At 58.5% G+C, this 18,378-nt stretch carries 16 protein-coding genes; 13 read left to right on the forward strand and 3 right to left on the reverse strand.

The genetic code is table 11. The annotated features are described in order from the left end of the window. The first annotated feature begins 187 nt into the window (after nt 1-187). Entirely contained in the window at nt 188-1,393 is a 1,206-nt protein-coding gene (locus tag ACP3TE_RS05480) for a hypothetical protein (RefSeq protein WP_105662421.1), read from the forward strand. Nucleotides 1,394-2,021: 628 nt separating this feature from the next. Here ACP3TE_RS05480 and ACP3TE_RS05485 read toward each other — a convergent pair. Beyond that, the gene (locus tag ACP3TE_RS05485) at nt 2,022-3,206 is read right to left on the reverse strand and encodes a sensor histidine kinase (protein ID WP_105662420.1); all 1,185 of its coding nucleotides are present in this window, start codon (nt 3,204-3,206) and stop codon (nt 2,022-2,024) included. 313 nt (nt 3,207-3,519) lie between these two features. Between ACP3TE_RS05485 and ACP3TE_RS05490 the strand changes: the two genes are divergently transcribed. The 7 genes from ACP3TE_RS05490 (at nt 3,520) to ACP3TE_RS05520 (ending at nt 10,095) form a co-directional block, all read left to right on the forward strand. Further along, nucleotides 3,520-4,194: a response regulator gene (locus ACP3TE_RS05490; RefSeq protein WP_105658609.1), complete on the forward strand. Its 675-nt coding sequence runs from the start codon at nt 3,520-3,522 to the stop codon at nt 4,192-4,194. A 129-nt stretch (nt 4,195-4,323) separates the two neighbouring features. Beyond that, nucleotides 4,324-6,882 (forward strand): ATP-dependent Clp protease ATP-binding subunit, encoded by a 2,559-nt coding sequence (locus ACP3TE_RS05495; RefSeq protein WP_426735693.1) that lies wholly within the window; start codon nt 4,324-4,326, stop codon nt 6,880-6,882. 150 nt (nt 6,883-7,032) lie between these two features. Beyond that, nucleotides 7,033-7,389 carry a VOC family protein gene (locus ACP3TE_RS05500; RefSeq protein ID WP_133834356.1) on the forward strand — a complete coding sequence of 119 codons (357 nt, stop codon included), beginning with the start codon at nt 7,033-7,035 and terminating at the stop codon, nt 7,387-7,389. Between the two features lie 4 nt (nt 7,390-7,393). Then, nucleotides 7,394-7,981 (forward strand): hypothetical protein, encoded by a 588-nt coding sequence (locus tag ACP3TE_RS05505; RefSeq protein WP_402735295.1) that lies wholly within the window; start codon nt 7,394-7,396, stop codon nt 7,979-7,981. Nucleotides 7,982-7,990: 9 nt separating this feature from the next. Then, nucleotides 7,991-8,407: a GNAT family N-acetyltransferase gene (locus ACP3TE_RS05510; RefSeq protein WP_426735696.1), complete on the forward strand. Its 417-nt coding sequence runs from the start codon at nt 7,991-7,993 to the stop codon at nt 8,405-8,407. Nucleotides 8,408-8,827: 420 nt separating this feature from the next. Beyond that, on the forward strand, nt 8,828-9,379 hold the full coding sequence (locus ACP3TE_RS05515) for a hypothetical protein (RefSeq protein WP_426735698.1): 552 nt from the start codon (nt 8,828-8,830) through the stop codon (nt 9,377-9,379). Between the two features lie 53 nt (nt 9,380-9,432). Beyond that, nucleotides 9,433-10,095 (forward strand): alpha/beta family hydrolase, encoded by a 663-nt coding sequence (locus ACP3TE_RS05520; RefSeq protein ID WP_426735699.1) that lies wholly within the window; start codon nt 9,433-9,435, stop codon nt 10,093-10,095. 10 nt (nt 10,096-10,105) lie between these two features. On the opposite strand, the gene ACP3TE_RS05525 is transcribed toward ACP3TE_RS05520, so the two are convergent. Then, nucleotides 10,106-11,569, reverse strand: a complete 1,464-nt coding sequence (locus tag ACP3TE_RS05525) for a helix-turn-helix transcriptional regulator (RefSeq protein WP_181148926.1) — start codon at nt 11,567-11,569, stop codon at nt 10,106-10,108. Between the two features lie 237 nt (nt 11,570-11,806). Here ACP3TE_RS05525 and ACP3TE_RS05530 point away from each other — a divergent pair, with 237 nt between their 5' ends. From ACP3TE_RS05530 to ACP3TE_RS05550, 5 genes are all read left to right on the forward strand, one after another. After that, nucleotides 11,807-12,427, forward strand: coding sequence for a thymidylate kinase (locus ACP3TE_RS05530; RefSeq protein WP_426735701.1), 621 nt, complete (start codon nt 11,807-11,809; stop codon nt 12,425-12,427). A 9-nt stretch (nt 12,428-12,436) separates the two neighbouring features. Beyond that, nucleotides 12,437-13,039 carry a HutD family protein gene (locus ACP3TE_RS05535; RefSeq protein ID WP_426735703.1) on the forward strand — a complete coding sequence of 201 codons (603 nt, stop codon included), beginning with the start codon at nt 12,437-12,439 and terminating at the stop codon, nt 13,037-13,039. 527 nt (nt 13,040-13,566) lie between these two features. Further along, nucleotides 13,567-14,880, forward strand: coding sequence for an isocitrate lyase (gene aceA, locus ACP3TE_RS05540; RefSeq protein ID WP_426735705.1), 1,314 nt, complete (start codon nt 13,567-13,569; stop codon nt 14,878-14,880). Nucleotides 14,881-14,961: 81 nt separating this feature from the next. Further along, the gene (aceB, locus tag ACP3TE_RS05545) at nt 14,962-16,599 is read left to right on the forward strand and encodes a malate synthase A (RefSeq protein WP_426735707.1); all 1,638 of its coding nucleotides are present in this window, start codon (nt 14,962-14,964) and stop codon (nt 16,597-16,599) included. 131 nt (nt 16,600-16,730) lie between these two features. Beyond that, complete coding sequence (locus tag ACP3TE_RS05550) at nt 16,731-17,795, forward strand: alpha/beta hydrolase (RefSeq protein ID WP_388024536.1); 1,065 nt, start codon at nt 16,731-16,733, stop codon at nt 17,793-17,795. Between the two features lie 6 nt (nt 17,796-17,801). Here ACP3TE_RS05550 and ACP3TE_RS05555 read toward each other — a convergent pair whose 3' ends face one another. Then, on the reverse strand, nt 17,802-18,368 hold the full coding sequence (locus tag ACP3TE_RS05555; protein WP_332594869.1) for a histidine phosphatase family protein: 567 nt from the start codon (nt 18,366-18,368) through the stop codon (nt 17,802-17,804). Nucleotides 18,369-18,378: the final 10 nt, after the last annotated feature.

The raw sequence follows: 18,378 nt of genomic DNA on the forward strand, positions 1-18,378 counted from the left end.
TCTTGCGGTAAATGATTGCATATTCCGAACTTTCAACAAGTACTTCCTCCCGTACGGGCACTTTCCCCAGAGGCTGCATCACTATCGCCCATCGGGAACTTCGCCTCCAGCGCGTCCTGCGTAGACTGGAGAGAAGCGAATTACCAATCCCGCCGATCAGCCATTTCTAAGGAACTGCACCACACTCATGGCCTCACGTAAACCAGCCAAGAAGAAGCCTGCCCAGGGTCATCCAGCCCGCCGTTCCGGCGCCAGCAGCGTGCCTTTTGAATCTGAAGTGCGCCAAGCTCTTCAGCCATTCAAGTCCTCGCTCTTCCGCCACTTCCACGAAGAGGGCCAGGCAGCCAGCGAGACCCGCGCAGCGCTCGAAGGGCTCACTACCCTGCTGACCGTGCATGCCCAGTTGCGCCAGAGCGTTGACGTCAAAACCCTGGATCCGACGATTCTGGGTGAACAGCTGGGCCACTTGACGTCGCTGGGCAAGGAAGTTTCGGAAGCCAGCGCTGCGATCCTCAAGCATTACCTGACTTTCCTGGGCACGACCGCTAATTTCGGCGGAAGCGTGGATGACTTCAAGCAGACTTTCGAATTCCTCTCCCGCATGGCTGGCGATTCACCCATCGTGGCACCTTATCTCGAAGATGATGAGGCCAACGGCAGCCTCGAAGCGATGCCCTTCGTTTTTGCGGCTCGCGAGTTGATCAGCTGGGTTGGCGAAGGCAAGCCGACCACCCCAGCTGGCGTACTCACCGGCGATACGCTGCAGGATGCGGCCAGCGCGCTGGGCCTGTTCGTCAAGGTCGATGAATCCGCCGGCGTTCCAGAGGATGCCCAGTGGGAGCCGGAAGACGGCACTGCCGTTTCTTCGCTGGCCGACATTCCACGCCTATCGGCATACTGGGACGCCCTGATCGGCACGGCCATGCTGCGCTACCAGGAACCGAACGCAACCCCAACCGAGTCGCTCAGCGATGCGCTGCTGGCATCCAGCGGACAAGGCGCCCGCTTGGTCAAGGAGCTGATTGCAGAGGTTCTCTACTCGCACATCCTGATCAACACCTTGGAGCAGCCGGGCAAGGCGCAGATCGCCGAGATGGTGGCCGGCGTGTTGAGCAATGCCGCATCATCGACACCGCCACGTGCCGAGTTCGCGTTGCAAGTTCCGACCGAAGATGACCTTCCCGCCGAGCAGCATCACCTGATTGCCAGCCTTGAGGAGGTTGTCCCCCAGGTCGAGTCCCTGCTGCGCGTCTTTGAACGCGAAGGCCTTGTCGAGATTAATGACGAGATCACGATTCCTGTGGTCTTGCGCTCTTCACTGGAACGAGCGCTGGCCAAGGTCTCTGATCATGTTTTGAAAGACACCCAAGAGGCAGAGGCTTCCGAGGTTTAGACCACCAGCAACGGCAAAGGGTGCGAGAGCTAATTCGAGTTCTCGCACCCTTTGCCGTTGATTCATCGACTAGCCGATGCGCGTGGCCAGCTCGGCGTCGTGCCACGGCAGGCGATCGAACCATGGGGCCCGCTTGGTTCGCCGGCCTTCACGGCCAAAGAATCTGCGGTTGCTTCTGCGTTGATCGCAGCATCTGCCGTCTTGCTATCAAAGCCGCCCTTAGGCTCCACGGCCAGGCCTTATTGTTGCCAAACAACCGTATCTGCCTGGGTACTCATGCGCGCTCGCTTCCCAGACAGGAAATGCTCTCCATAGGCGCAACACCACGCCACGCAGGCCCATTCCGACCTGAGGTGTGAGGCAGAACGCAGAAACACGGGCTGGGTTTAAGTTATAAAAGGTACGTTGCATTACTGACAGACAACGGCGTGCGATGGGGGCACAGCGCCGATGAAAGATCAGTCCGTTTACGCAATGCAACGTACCTTTTAATCACCCTCGGATCCTTAGTGATGCCACTCGCAAAACACCACCAAGTACCTTCCCGGTGATCGGTCTTCACCGATACATGTCTAACTTATCGCGTCCTGCGAAAATCCGAAATCATACTTTAGTAGGAGGGTAGGGGTCAGAACGGGATGCTTGCGCGCAGTGCCCAAACACCGTTTTCGGAACTGGTTGCAAACTTTCCACCAAATGCACGCATCCTGTCACCCATGCCAATCAGGCCTGTCCCGCCTTCGGGCAACCCACTCGCCTTCTTGTCGAAATTCCCCATCTGATTAGTAATTTCCAGGATGCCCTCTGCCCCTTGGACCGTGAGTTCGAAGGTGCACTTCCCGCCCAAGGCACCGTGCTTTATCACATTTGTTGTACCTTCTTGCATGACCCGATAAATCGCAGTCTGTGCAGAACGGGGCAATTCGGAAATTTTCTCGTCAGTGGTGGAGCTCACCTCGAAATTTGCCTCTTTTAGCCTCTGAACGAAAAGTTCTGCACCCTGAAGCGCGTAAACAGTAGTAGCGGCCGGCTTATCAATGCCCTGGGACGAGGGATCTGCCATGGTCCCATCAGCCCTCAGGACATTGAGCATCAGGCGTAAATCGTGCAACGTCTCAGTACTCAGTTTGGCGATGACATCCAGAGCTTCGAGGGCCTTCTGCCCATCGTTTGCGAATTTCGCGGCCTTCGACTGCATGGCCACGACCGTGATGTCATGCGCGACAATATCGTGCAGATCCCGGGCAATGTTCTTTCGCTCCCGGTCGACAGCAAGACGAGTCTGCTCTTTGACCGTATGCATTTGCCGAAGAGCGAGCTCGTTCTTCTCGCGCAGCAAGTAAATATTCCTCGTTAAGAAGAACGCCATCGCCGTCAACGGGGCAATCCCGACAAGCAGAACCGCGTCTTGCCCGGACTGGACGCCGAACTGCACCATCCACGCTGCGGACAAGGTTAGGAATAAGGCCCTAACACTCATGGCACTGGCCGTAGCTGCCAGCGCCGAAAAAATCATGAATGAAACGACAGTCCAGAAGAACAAGGCGCCGTCCGTGAGGAAGAAATAGGCAACTGCCACAAACAATCCGACGGATACGGCAACCCAGCGAAGACCAAGCGCAAGAATTGCGCACAGTCCAACGCCGAGCAACGCGCCTCGAACCGAAATATCCGACGAACCACTAAATCCGTCTTCCAGCAGAGTCACGAACTCGCTACTGGAAACCGCGATCAGAACCGCAATACCAGTCCAAACAATGACACCCCGACCAGCGAAGAGCTTGGTCAGGGTGTCCTTTAGTCGTCCATTCATATGCCGAATAATTCCCGGCTCAGATGATCAAGTCAAATAAACCGCGTTATGGGCAGGCGACGCCGTAGCGTTTGCAGAACCACTCCGAGAAGGCTGAGCCAAAGCCAGCAGGAGTAGCAACGTTGCCACTGCTGGAGGCTGGAGAGCTCGCGGCAGATGCAGGAGCTGCCACGGCGGTCAATGGTGCCAGAACTAATGCTGCTACGGCCAGCATTTTCAAACCCTTCATAACAAACTCCACATCAGATCAACTTATATACTTTCAGGTGAACAGGCCAACATGAGGCCACCCGCATCGAATCAGAGGAATCAGATGGAACAAATAAAGGTCCTTATTGTCGATGATGAACCTCTAATTCGGCATGCGTTGGGCACAATCCTAGCAACAGACCCCGGAATTGTAACGGTTAATTCTGTTGAAAATGGACAGGCCGCCGTCGAGTATTGCAGCGGCAATCAAGTGGACGTTGTGCTCATGGATTTGCAGATGCCGATAATGGACGGGGTTAGCGCTACTAAAGCAATCAAATCTGCCGAAGACAGCCCCTCAGTGCTTGCCATTACCGCCTTTTCTTCGGACGACTATCTGGTTCCGGTACTGACCGCTGGGGCCAGCGGATACTTGGTAAAAGACTCTGAACCAGATGAAATTATTCATGCGATCCATGCCGTTCACCAAGGAACTGCAGCCATTTCCCCGTCGGTTTCTTCTGATCTAGTTTCTGCGGTTCGCGAAGCTTACCGGGATAATTCCCAAGACATTCAAGAACTGGCCTATGACTTGGGAATTACCAATCGGGAATTCGAGATTCTAAAACTGCTCGCACGCGGGCTAAACAATACCGAGATTTCAAGAACTCTGACTATTTCCGAAACCACGGTTAAAACCCATATGGCGAAGATTTTCGTTAAGCTGAATGTTCGCGATCGGGTCCAGGCCCTGGTTGCGGCCGCGCGTATGGGCCTTATCGAAATCCCGAAAGACTAGCGCCTGCTTTCCAGCTATTAGTGTGAAGTCAACCTCTTTGACACCTTGCCCGGCTGGTTCGGGAATATCTGCGCGCCATATGCGTTGAACATGAGCATAGACCGCTCAAGTTTCTATTAGGAGGCTCACTTGCCAGCATTTTTCGGCGCACCGTCAGATGGCTCGTTTGAGGAATTCCTCTCTCGATTCCTGTCTTCACGTGCCCAGGCAGCACGTCCCATCGACCTCACGCGCCTGCTTTCCGCCCGCACCCACGAAGCGGTAGCCACCGCGGCAGCGATTTCCCAGGAGCATGGCCACGACGAGATTGATTCCCTGCACCTCCTGATGGCTCTGCTGCGCACCGAACCAGTCGGCGAGCACCTGACCGCCATGGGTATCGACATCGAGGCTTTGAGTGCAGATGCCATCGCGCGCATGCCCAAGTCCCAGGAGAAGGGCGAGAAACCATCCCACCTATCGTCGGCAGCTCAGCGCAGCCTCTTTGACGCCTATCAGGTTGCTCGTAACTACGGTTCGACCTACATCGATCCTGATCATCTTTTCCTGGCCTTCGTTTTCAACCCGGAATCTCCGGTCAGCCAGCTCCTGGCGCAGCACGGCATCACCGGCCAGTCCTTGCAGCAAGCCGCCATGGAGCAGGCCCAGCGTGGCCAAAACGATACCCAGAACCAGTCCGATTCCGAGTCCGACGTGTCCATGCTCGAACGCTACGGAACCGATCTGACCCTGCTGGCCTCCGACGGCCAGATTGATCCGGTGATCGGACGCAAGGAGGAACTGGATCAGGTTATTGAAATCCTGGCCCGTCGCACCAAGAACAACCCTGTGCTGATTGGCGAGGCCGGCGTGGGCAAGACCGCCATTGCCGAAGGCCTGGCCCGCGCCATCATCGATGACCAGGTACCAGCCCAACTGCGCAATGCGGCCTTGATCTCCATTGATCTTCCGGGCATGCTCGCCGGAACCCGCTACCGCGGAGATTTCGAGCAGCGGCTCACCGGCCTGCTCGACGAGGTAGCCGCAGCCGAAGGGCAGGTGCTGATATTCATCGATGAGATGCATCTGCTGGTCGGTGCAGGCTCTGGCGAGTCCGGCAATATGGACGCCGCAAATATCCTCAAGCCGCGTTTGGCGCGTGGCGAGCTGCACATGATCGGCGCCACTACGCTCGATGAGTTCCGCAAGGTGGAGAAGGACAGCGCGCTGGCTCGGCGCTTCGGCAAGGTTACTGTCGCCGAGCCGTCGGAGAAAACTGCACTGGCCATTTTGGACGGCCTGCGCGAATCCTACGAGGATCACCACCAGGTGCAGTACACCCCCGAAGCGCTCAAGGCCGCGGTGACGCTCTCTGCCCGCTACCTGAACGACCGCCAGCTTCCTGACAAGGCCATCGACTTGATCGATATCGCCGGTGCCCGGCGGTCCATCGCTGCCGGAGATGCCGAGGATGTGCAGTCCCTGCGTGCCGAATTGGTAGACGCCGAGCGTGAGAAGTCACGCGCTATCGGCGAGGAACGATTCGAAGAAGCTGGCGCATGGCGTGACCACATCGTGGAGATGACCGCGCGCATCAAGGCTGCTGAGGAGGCCGGCGATGCAGGGGTCACCCGGGTAGTGGATGAGAAGCAGATTTCGGAAGTGATCTCCCGATCCACCGGCATCCCCACCTCGCGCATCTCGGGAGATGACAAGGCACGCTTGGCTTCGCTGGAAGATTCCCTGCATGCTTCGGTCATCGGCCAGCACGATGCCGTTGCCGCTGTGGCACGCGCCGTGCGTCGCAACCGTACCGGAATGTCGCCAGCAGGTCGCCCCATCGGCTCGTTCCTTTTCCTGGGTCCCACCGGCGTCGGAAAGACCGAACTGGCCAAGGCCCTGGCTGCAAACCTCTTCGGTTCGGCCGAATCGCTGGTTCGCGTCGATATGAGCGAATACGGTGAGAAGCACACCGTGGCGCGCCTGATCGGAGCACCTCCGGGGTACATCGGCCATGACGAGCCCGGCCAGCTGACCGAGAAGATCCGCCGCAACCCGTATTCGGTCGTGCTGCTCGATGAAATCGAGAAGGCCCACCCGGACGTGTTCAACGTGCTGCTGCAGGTACTCGATGACGGCCGGTTGACCGACTCAGCCGGGCGCACTGTCGATTTCTCCAACACGCTGATCCTGATGACCAGCAACCTCGGCGGCGAGTACTTGGCCAACAAGGCCGGAAACTTCGGTTTCACCTCCGCCAATGCCACCAGCGAGGCTGGAGAAATCCGGGCCAAGGTCATGGGCAAGGTACGCGAGTTCATGCGCCCAGAGTTCCTGAACCGTCTGGACGAGGTACTGCTGTTCTCCAAGCTCTCGCAGTCCGAGATTGGCCAGATCGTCAAGCTGGTCATCGCCGAGACCGAAGCTCGCTTAATGGACCAGGAGCTGAAGCTGGAGGTGAGCGACGCTGCCGTGCAGTGGCTGGCAAACGAAGGCTACGACCCCGAGTTCGGTGCCCGCCCGCTGCGCCGGCTGGTACAGCGCAAGGTACAGGATGCCATTGCCGACCTGCTGATCAGTGATTCGCTTGCCGCTGGTGACACCGTTTCGGTGGACTACGCCGCTGGCATGCTGAAGGTGCAGAAGAAAGTCGAGATGCCGACTCCACCTGCTCACAACGAGCACGCGCCAAACTACTTCGATAGCTAGGCCGGCATAGCCCATAAAGGGGCTTGCTTGCTCGGGACTTCCGTCCCGGCCAAGCAAGCCCCTTTTCTTCACTTAGAAAGTGCGTTAGTCAGCTGCAGAAATGCAGTCAACCTCTAGCTAAGCAGGAAGACTCCCGGTACCTTTGACTGCATGGCGAACATTGGAATGATCACCCTTGATGCCCTTGACGAGAAAGCTGCCTCGGCTTGGTGGAGGGCTGTTCTGGGCGGGAAATATCTGGGCCAGTACCCGGGGTTCACCATGATCAGCGTCCCTGGCTTCAGCGCGAGGTTGGGGTTCCAAAAAGTTGATGAGATCACTGCCGGCAAGAACCGGGTTCATCTCGACTTGGAAGCAAGCACCAGCCGCGAGCAGGAAGTCGCCCGTTGCACAGCCGCTGGCGCAACACGCGTTGAGGACCACACCGAAGATCCCAGTTTTGGCTGGACCATTATGCGCGATCCTTACGGAATCGTCTTTTGCATTTCCGACCCACACGAGGACTGAGGACATGTCGCTGTTCGCCAGGAAATCATCGGAGGCTTCGACTCACCGGGTGCAGATCCATTTTGCCCAGCCGATGACCGAACGCCTGCGCAAAGATCATGAAGCGGGCCTGCTCGATACATTGTTGCCCAAATACAAGTCTTCCGGAACCATCATCAGCGCCAAGACCACATTGGACGCGGCCGAGGAGCCGATCTCCAGCGACATTGACCTTGAAGTGGCCACCCCCGAACCGAAGAAGCTGTTTTCCGAATTGCTCTCTTCGCTCATCGATGGAGGACTTGGGCATGGTTCCTGGCTGATTATTGATGGACAACGCACCGAAGTAGGCGGCAGTGAGTACGTTTTGCTTCGAACCAGGCTTGGGGCCGAATCGGAATCGGATCTGGAGCCAACAGTCAGGGCCCTGCAGCATGCATTGGGTGACGGCGAAATCGGATGGCATGAGGATGTCTACTACCGGCATGATGGCCCGGTGTTCGTTTACAACGGCGACTCCGCCCAAGCCATCATCCACGCATTGGAAACAGAACTGGTGAAGCATCCGTTGCTGGGCAACGCAGAGATCCTTTCGGTTTCCCCGCAACAGTAAAAGGACTCGATGGAACTCTCCACCACTAAGGTGCCTTCCGAGGAACAAATACTCTCGCTCTACAACGCGGTGGGCTGGAGCGCCTATACAGACAACCCAGACGTACTATTTGAGGGCCTGAAGAATTCAGCATGCGTAATCTACGCCTACGACGTAGACCACCAGTTAATCGGCCTTGTGCGCGTGGTCTCGGATAATGCCACCATCTGCTACGTCCAGGACATCCTGGTGCGTCCATCTACGCATCGCACCGGCGTAGGCCGTGCTTTGTTCTCTGCCGTACTAGTGAAATATGAGCATGTGCGTCAGCTGGTCCTGAGCACCGATGATGAACCCGGGCAACGTGCCTTCTACGAATCCATGGGGCTCACGGAAGCGTCGGATTTCCGTCCCGGTGCGATCCGGACCTTTGCCAAATTCTCGTAACAGCTCTCCCTTCGCTGCCTGGCCTGTATAGACTGACCATTCATCGATAATGAGGAGTTATTCTTGCGCACCCGTTCGGTCATTGCCCTGTCATCGTTGGCTTTGCTTCTAGCAGGGTGCAATGCAGCTCCCGAACAAGCAGCGCCAGCCGATTCGACGGCGGCTTCCGTCGCTGGCTCCACTCCGGCGGCACAGCCCGCGTCCGAAACCGGTGAACCCGGTGAAACCGCCCCCGAGCCTGGACCCGCGGAGTTGGACGCCAACGCCAATTCGGGACAGGCCTGGGCAGATTCCAAAATTGAGATGTGGAAAGAAAACTCTGGCATCAAGTCCACCAAAGGCTTCTTGTATCCCTACAACCTAATGACTTCTTGGGAATCTCCAGCACCTGGTGCCATCAATATCTTCTTGGATAACAGCATGAAGTTTGGAACCCAGATGCGGGAAAGCTACGAAACCAACGAGGATGAGCTGCGCATGATGGGCCGAATCATGTTCGAAAGCGTAGGCGAGGCCTCGCCGGAATTGGAATCCGTCACCTTCGCTACTGAAGACGGCAATAACTCAGGAACTTTCACCCGGGCTCGTACTGGTGCCGATCCCGAGGACCGCAAAGCCTGGGCCTCGGAAAAGTACACGCAGTGGCTGTCCGCCATGAACGATACCTACAAATCCCTATGCGGCGCTGAAATCACTGAGCTGGAAATCTACCGCACATGCCTGCCCGCTGACCCCCACGCCTACGTTGAGAAAGTCGAGTCGCCTGCGCTTGGCGAACTCGTCGTCACCCTCGCAGACGGTCCATGGATCGACGGCAAATACGACATGCCCGCATCGATCTTCGTCTCGGGAAATATGATGCTCAAGATCAACGAGCGTGCGGCAACCGGCGAAAAAGTTGAAAAGCTGACGGTACTGGCCAGAAATGGCGATGACACCGATACGGCACTCCGCAAGGACTGGGAAATGTAGTTCATTTCCTTTCATGATCAGTTGATGGGCCCTCAGCCCCTAGGGTGGTACCTATGACCCAAGAACTCTCCATTCCATACGAAGACCTGGAACTCAGCGCGCTCTGGGACCGCGCAAAGGCGGCGAAGGCCGTCATCGTGCTCGCACACGGTTCAGGTGCTGGAAAGGATCATGACTTCATGGCCGGCTTTGCGCTAGCCGCTGCGAATCTGGGTGCCAGCGTCCTGCGTTTTAATTTCCCCTACATGGACGCTGGAAAGAAGTTTCCCGATAAAGCGCCAGCTGCGGTCGCAGTGTGGCACCAGGTCCGCCGTTGGGTTGAAGAAAACTTGGCTGAAGGCCTGCCAATCTTCACAGCGGGAAAGTCCTTTGGCGGGCGCATCGCTTCCCTGTCAGTTGCCGAGGGCATGCCATCGGCAGGGTTGATCTTCCTGGGGTACCCGTTGCACGCGCCTAAGAAGGAAGAGAAGCTACGCGATGAGCATCTCTACCCGATTGCGGTGCCGATGCTTTTCCTCGAAGGCACCCGCGATCCCTTTGCCAACCCCGAAAAGATGGAAGAAGTCACCAGCAAGCTGAACCAGGACAGCGAACTTTCCTGGTTCGAAGGTGGCAACCATTCCTTCAAGGTAGCCCGCTCCGGCCGCACCGTTGCCCAGGATGGCGCGTGGCTGGCGGAAACTGCTCTTGCCTTCATCTCCAAGCACATCGCATAGTCCAACGGTCCTAGTCCACCTGCTTTTCCAGGAATCGGTAGACCTCGGTTTCGTCTACCCCGGGAAAGGCTCCGGTTGGCATGGCCGCCAGCAAGTGGGTATTGGCGCGCGTAGCCGGCCACGCATTGCCGAACCACTGGCTGGATAGGTCAGCAGGTGGACGGCGGCAGCAGTTCTCGTCCGGGCAGGTGGATTGGCAGCGCTCCTTGGTATCCCGCCCGCGGAACCACTTCACATGCTCAAAAGGCACGCCAATGGACAAGGAGTACAGCCCCGAGGAATGGCGCTCGGTGCGCGCCGTGCACCAGAAGGTCCCATTGACGGTATCGGTGTACTGCTCGAAGGAACGGAACTTATCCATCTGCTCGAAGACCACGCGACTTGTCCAATACCGGCAAATGGTCTGGCCTTCAATGGCACCGGTGTGATCGGCTGGAAAGTTCACTCGGTCATTCTCATAAGCCTTGTGCAAGATGCCCGATTCGTGGACCTTCTGGAAGTGGCAGGTCATCCCCAGATGCTCGGTGGCAAGGTTGGTGAACCGGTGGGCTGCGGACTCATAGGACACGGCGAAAGCATCGCGCAGATCCTCGATGGCCAACTCACGGTTGTTCTTAGCTCGCCGCAAGTAGTCCACCGTGGACTTTTCCGGCATCATCAACGCCGCGGCAAAGTAGTTGGTCGCGACCCTCTGCGAGAGGAAATCGAAATAATCGGTTGGAGTCCTATGACCCAATACGTGATGCCCTAGCGCCTGCAGCAACACCGAACGAGGATCATGTTCCGAGCGGTTCGCCTGCGTCAGATAGATACGCTTGTTCTTCTGGTCAGTCACCGAACGCGTGGAATGCGGAAGATTGCCCACAAAGCGCAGGCTGAATCCCAGATGCTCGGCGATATCTGCTGCACGATGATGCGAGAGCGGCCCTGAATCGTGGCCAACTGCAGAGAGGACTTTGGCGGCTTCCTGCTCGATATCCTTGTAGTAGTTGTTGCGTTGGCGCATCTCATGGCGCAACGCGGTATTGGCCCGACGGGCTTCTTCAGGGGTCGCGGCCTGCTCGTTCAGGCGGCGTTCCAATTCATGCTGCAGTCCCACCAGGGATTCCAGGACGTCCATGGGCAGACGCGTGCCAACACGAACGGTAGGCAATCCCAAGGACTCGTACAGTGGACCGCGTTGGGCACGTTCCAATTCGATCTCCAAAGCAGCACGGCGCGATGGCGGTTCGGTGCCCAGCAGATCGTCGACTCCAACCCCCATGGCTCCAGCCAGGGACTTAAGCAGCGATAGCTTCGGTTCGCGCTTGCCGTTTTCAATCAGCGACAACTGGCTCGGCGCGGTGTCAACGAGCGCCGAGACATCATCCAAGGTCAGTTGCTTGCCCTTGCGCAGAAAGCGGATTCTGCGGCCGAGAGCAATGGCGTCGAGTTCTGTATCTTCGCTGCCAGCGCCATTGCCGGCTGAGTTCACTGAGCGATTCCATGTGGTTGCAGTCACATGACAAGGTTATGCCAAGGATCGTGAAAATTTCTAGATCTTCCGGATTCAACCCGTAATTCAATCGCCCAGCAGGGACGCGAAAGCAAATATTCACGGTTCTTTCCTTGCTTCCCCGGCGAGCTACTCTCAACAAATGCACAGCCTTTCTGCGGAATCTTCAGCGAAGCGCAAACGTTGAAACTACAAAGAGATCCCGCAAGGAGCACCATGCACGCAGTCTCCACCCGCCCCCTACCGGCCCCGCGCCATGCCCACGATCCACCCCGGACTTTGGTCATCGTCGGCACCGATGGCGCAGGCAAAAGCACCACTATTGAAGCTTTAGTACAGCAGCTACGCAACGATCGCATTCAGGCTCGTAGGCTCGCAAACGTCGCCGCGCGGAGCTGGCTTACCAAATTCTCTCGCGCCCTGGGAATCACGTTCCCGACTTTCACCCAGGATTTCTTCGAAACTTCCATTCGCAGCTTCAATGTTGCCCGCAATATGCTTTTCGCGGCCCGCTCTCCCGGACTCAGCGTGATGGACCGGCACCTGTATTGCCAATTAGTGCTGCGGCGCTTACGCGGCCATCCTCCGGGACTGCTCCTCCCCTGGCTTGCGGCGAAAAGTACCGAGCACGCGAGAATTGTCCTGCTCGACATCGACCCCATCCTTGCCTTTGAGCGGATCAATTCCCGTGGCAAAGACGACGAAAGCATGGAGTATCTCAGGGACAGTCGAGATGAGTATCTGCGCCTTGCGCAAGTGCACGGTTGGATCACCCTTGATGCCTCGCTGCCCACATCCCAGCTGGTTGAACAACTTCGCTTGGTCATCGGCAAGTAGACTCGTCCCATGAGCGAAGCACAAGCATCTTTTGCACCGGGTTCCATTCTCGAATTGGCGCAAAGCACCAAGAAGCAATGGGAGCTAGGGCAGGTCCGGCTCATTGCGAGCGGCATTCTGGCGCAGGACGGAACGTTGCGGTCCAGCGAACTGCGGGAATCAACCTGGCAACTGTCGATTCGCTCTATCGAGAAATCTACAGCCTTCACTCCGTCGCCTTCGGCTCAAGTCTTCACGTTGATCACCGGCGATTTCGTGCAGCTGGATGTAGACGGGCAAGAGCACGGATTGGAACCGCTGCGCCCGTTGAAATTCGAAACGAGAAATTCTGTCCGGGCGAGCCAGCCCGCCGAAGAACTGCTCATCGTGCACGTGGCCGCCGTTCCAGAGCAGGTACGAGCCACCGTTCGCATTGTCGAGCTGTCCAAAAAGCGCGAGCAATACCTCTTTGATGGGCAACTGGGCCTTTTGGTCCAGGGCTCCGCCAAGCTCTTGCTCGGCGACAGCGAACAGTCGCTGAACCTGCGTGACACCGTCGTTGGCTCTGACGCCGGTGAACCACGCATCTCCGGCCGCGGTTTCATGGCTGTGGTTTCTTTCGACCAGCCCTAGCCAGTTCCGGCTCAATCAGCCATGGTCGCAAGATCCATAAATCTTCGCACTCAGAAACTGCACTGCCGGCCAAGAATATCGGCCATAGCGACAAGTCCAGGCCCCCATCTGGCAAAAGCCAGCTACCAGTCCAGACTCTGATACTTCACGTTTCCTGGCCCGATACACAACGCCTGCCGTGGCGAATCAGCACCTGCGGTTTCCATAAAATCCCAGTTCATCAGTGATTCGCCGATTCTCGCAGACCCCGGAATCGGTCTGCTTTGGCTTCGCCCTTATCCAGGCTTGCTGTTAAATTTCACTCTTCTTCGCTAGGGATTGATTCAATATCGGCAAATTTCCATGCCTTGACTCACATTCAGCGCAAGAAGCGATAAATTTCCATTTTTGTGAAGAAATGGAAATCTTAATTCGAAAAACCTCTGTTGAAGCCCTCGCACCTGCGGAAAAGTAGTTGTCACGAAGAAGTTCACAAGATCACCTTCCGATCGACATGAACCCGCAGCTTGTGCGAAGGAGCCAAGGCAATGACTACTGAAAACACCAACGAAACCTCGATCGACAACCGCATCGCAGCCATCGAGAGCGACTGGGAAAACAACCCCCGCTGGAACGGCGTAAGCCGCGACTACAGCGCTGCCGACGTCGTGAAGCTCCAGGGCCGGGTCCAGGAAGAGCACACCCTGGCCAAACGCGGATCCGAGAAGCTGTGGAAGCAGCTCACCGAGGAAACCCCCACCGGCGGCTACACCAACGCGTTGGGCGCACTGACCGGCAACCAGGCAGTGCAGCAAGTCAAGGCCGGCCTTCGAGCCATCTATCTTTCGGGCTGGCAGGTAGCAGCGGATGCCAACCTTTCAGGCCAGACCTACCCGGACCAGTCGCTGTACCCGGCCAATTCGGTTCCCCAGGTCGTGCGCCGCATCAACAACGCATTGCAGCGTGCAGACCAGATCGAGTTCTCCGAAGGCATCCAGACCGTCGAAGACTGGATGGTCCCCATCGTCGCTGATGCAGAAGCCGGCTTCGGCGGCCCGCTGAACGCCTACGAACTGATGAAGTCCATGATCACCGCTGGCGCATCGGGCGTCCACTGGGAAGACCAGCTGGCCAGCGAAAAGAAGTGCGGCCACCTCGGCGGCAAGGTGCTGATCCCGACCCAGCAGCACATCCGCACCCTGAACGCGGCCCGCCTGGCCGCCGACGTGGCTGGCACCCCTTCCGTAGTTATCGCCCGCACCGACGCTGAAGCGGCAACGCTGATCACCTCGGATGTCGATGAACGCGATCAGCAGTTCATCACCGGCGAGCGCACCCCGGAGGGCTTTTACAAGGTCACCAACGGCATCGAGCCATGCATCGCCCGGGCCAAGGCCTACGCACCGTACTCGGACCTGATCTGGATGGAAACCGGCACCCCTGACCTGGAGCTGGCCCGCAAGTTCGCCGAAGCGGTCAAAAAGGACTTCCCGGACCAGATGCTTTCCTACAACTGCTCGCCGTCGTTCAACTGGAAGAAGCACCTGGACGATGCGACCATCGCCAAGTTCCAGCGCGAATTGGGCGCCATGGGCTTCAGCTTCCAGTTCATCACCCTGGCCGGATTCCACGCATTGAACCACTCGATGTTCGACCTGGCCTCCGGCTACGCGAAGGACGGCATGAGCGCCTACGTCGAATTGCAGGAACGCGAATTCGCTTCCGAGGCCGCCGGCTACACCGCCACCAGGCACCAGCGCGAAGTCGGCACCGGCTACTTCGATGCGATCTCCACGGCGCTGAACCCTAACGCCTCAACCCTGGCCTTGGTGGGATCCACCGAAGAAGGCCAATTCCATTAGACCCTGATGGGTCGATGGTGCTAGCTGGCAAAGGCGCCGGCTAGCACCAGCACCATTTCCAAGATTTTTAAGGACGCTGCCATGAACTCCCCCATCACCCTGAACAACATCACCATTACCCCTACCCCCGTTCGCTACCAGGAGCAGATCCTGACCAGCGAGGCCCTGGACTTCCTTTCGGCCCTGCACACCGCATTCGAACCGCGCCGTGCCGAGTTGATGCAGCGCCGCCAGGTCAACCGGGCGCGCATTGCCAATGGCCGCGATCCGAAGTTCCTGGACGAGACCCGCGCTATTCGCGAAGACGATTCATGGCAGGTCGCCCCGATCGCACCGGGGCTGGAAGATCGCCGGGTGGAAATCACCGGCCCGATCGAACGCAAGATGGCTATCAATGCGCTGAATTCCGGGGCCAAGGTCTGGCTGGCCGACATGGAGGATGCTTCCTCGCCAACCTGGCAGAACGTCATCAAGAACCAGGTCAACCTGATCCGGGTGCTGGATCAGGACCTGGACTTCACCGCACCGGATGGCCGCGAGTACAAGCTGAACAGCTACGATCTGCAGCAGCTGCCAACCATCGTGGTTCGTCCCCGCGGCTGGCACCTGCCGGAGAAGCACCTGCTGGTTGCCGGCACCCCGATGTCCGGTGCGCTGGTGGACTTCGGACTGCACTTCTTCCACAACGCCAAGCGCCTGCTGGCAGCCGGACGCGGCCCGTACTACTACCTGCCGAAGCTGGAGAACCATCTGGAAGCACGGTTGTGGAACGACGTGTTCAACATGGCCCAGGATCTGATGGATATCGAGCGCGGCACCATCCGTGCCACCGTGCTGATCGAGACCATCACCGCCGCATTCGAGATGGAAGAGATCCTCTACGAGCTGCGCGAGCATTCCTCGGGGCTCAATGCTGGCCGCTGGGATTACATCTTCTCGATTATCAAGAACTTCCGTTCCCGCGGACCGCGCTTCGTCTTCCCGGATCGCGACACCGTGACCATGACCGCCCCGTTCATGCGGGCCTACACCGAGCAGCTGGTGCGTGCCTGCCACCGCCGCGGGGCTTCGGCCATCGGCGGGATGAGCGCATTCGTTCCCAACCGCAAGGACGCCTCGATCAACGAGCTGGCCTTCGGCAAGGTCCGCGAGGACAAGGCCCGCGAAGCAGCTGATGGCTTCGACGGCTCCTGGGTTGCCCATCCCGACCTGGTTTCGGTTGCCCGGGAGGTGTACGACGAGGTGCTCGGCGAGAACCCCAACCAGTTGCAGCGCACCCGCGAAGATGTCGAGGTTTCCGGCCCGGCCCTGCTGAACATCGAGAGTGTCACCGGCAAGATCACCGAACGCGGCATCCGCGACAACATCGAGATCGGCATCCGCTACATCGAGTCCTGGCTGCGCGGCAACGGTGCTGTGGCGCTGCGCAACCTGATGGAAGATGCTGCTACCGCCGAGATCTCCCGTTCGCAGCTGTGGCAGTGGATCCACCAGTCGGCGATCACCGATGAGGGCGAGATCATCACCCGTCGCTGGGTCCAGGAACTGGCCGAGGAGACCATGGAGGGCTTGGAGCGCTTCGAGGGCGATCGCTTCGAGGAAGCCGTGGAAATCTTCGAAGCTTGCGCCCTGCGCGATGACTTCCCGACCTTCCTGACCAAGAACGCCTACCTGCGCTACCTGGATGCGCCAGCCCGCACCCTGGAAATGGCAGGTTAGGCAGTACCCGAGACCCGGCCGATAGAAAACAGTCGTCCCTGAACGTCGGCCACGCAAAGCGGCATTCATCCGTTGGTAACCAGTCCAGCGGGTGGATGCCGTTTTGCGTGTGCGGTGGCTAGGCTGTAGCCATGGCTTTCCAGTTCAAGAACCCGGCCGAGGACCTGTGGCAGCCCGATCTGCTGGGCGAGGATTTCTCGCAACGGCCGCTGCCGATGTCGGACGGTTCGACCGCGACGTTGATCAGGCACCGTCCGCGCAGAACGCTGCGCCTGCCGCCGCCATTGCGCGGGATCGCGGTGCTTTATGTGCATGGCTGGTCGGACTACTTCTTCCAAGAAGAGCTCGCCGAGTTCCTCAGCGAAGCCGGAGCGGATTTCTACGCACTGGACCTGCGCCATTATGGACGGAACTTGCCGGTAGACCAGGCCACCAAAATCGCCGAGCACAGAAGCCCGGGCTTCACCACCGATCTGGAGGAGTACTTCGAGGAATTCGACGCGGCCCACCGCATCATTTCCAGCGCGCATCCGGGCACCCGCTTTGTCCTGCTCGCCCACTCCACTGGCGGGCTCAGCGCTTCTCTGTATGCGGCAGCCAACCCGCAGAAAGTTGATGCGCTGGCGCTGAACAGCCCGTGGCTGGAATTCCAGGCCAGCGAGATCGGGCGCACCGCCTTGGCGAGGATCGTCCAGGCGGCCAGCAGCCGCAACCCCCACCGCTTCTTGCCGACGGTGGATCCAGGGTTCTACACCCGCACGGTCTCCAGCCAGTTTTCCGGCGAATGGGATTACGATCTGGGTTGGCGCCCGGTCAACGGCTTCAAGCTCACCGCGGGTTTCATCTCTGCCGTCTTCAATGCGCAAGCCAAGGTGAAGAAGGGGCTGGATCTCCAGATGCCCACCCTGGTGATGCTTTCGGCGGAAGACTATTTGCTGCCTCGCTGGCACGACACCGCCACCCGCGCCGACGTGGCCTTGAATGTGCAGGTCGTCGCCCAGCGCAGCATCGACCTAGGCCGGGAACTGCATTTGGTGCGCCTGCCCGGCGCGCTGCACGACGTGTTCCTCTCCTCGCCAAAGATCCGCTCCAAGGCCTACATGGCGTTGGGCTCATGGCTTGCGGTCGTCAAGAACCGGCAGCGTGATTCGCTGGTGGCCTCCAGCATCCGCCGGATTGTTCCTTCCGGCATCTAGTGCGGCTTAGCCCGCGACCTTGCTGGGCACCTGGTCATTGACCAGTTCCAGCTGCCAATCGCCGGGCTCATTGCCGATAATGGCAACCGAGCCATTGCGGATGGTGTCCAGTTTGTAGCCGGCGAAGTGCGAGAGCGTGTAGCGGATAATGGTGCCGTGGCAGATTACCGCGACGTTCTTGCCCGGGTAGTCTGCTGCAATCTGGTTGATTGCGCGCAGGCCACGGTCAACTACAGATTCCAGTGGTTCAATTCCACCACCGTTCTTGTCCGGCCATAGCGCCAGCGCTTCGGTCTCAACCATGCCCTCGCCCTGGGCGTAGTCGCGCTCGATCAGCAGGTCGTAGCTAGGACCAAGTTCCAGTCCCAGCCCGTCGGCAATGATCTGTGCCGTCTCGCGTGCCCGCGAGAGCGGCGAGGAAACGATAGCGTCCCATTGGCCGCCGTCCAGCACCGAGACAGCCTCGCGGGCTTGGGCTCGCCCGGTATCGTTCAGGGGGATGTCGCTGGAACCCTGCAAGCGGCCTTCGAGGTTCCATTGCGTCTGTCCGTGGCGGACGAATCCTAGTTTCATAGGCCCATTC

The organism is Glutamicibacter sp. 2E12 (assembly GCF_050030965.1).
Taxonomy (GTDB): Bacteria; Actinomycetota; Actinomycetes; order Actinomycetales; family Micrococcaceae; genus Glutamicibacter.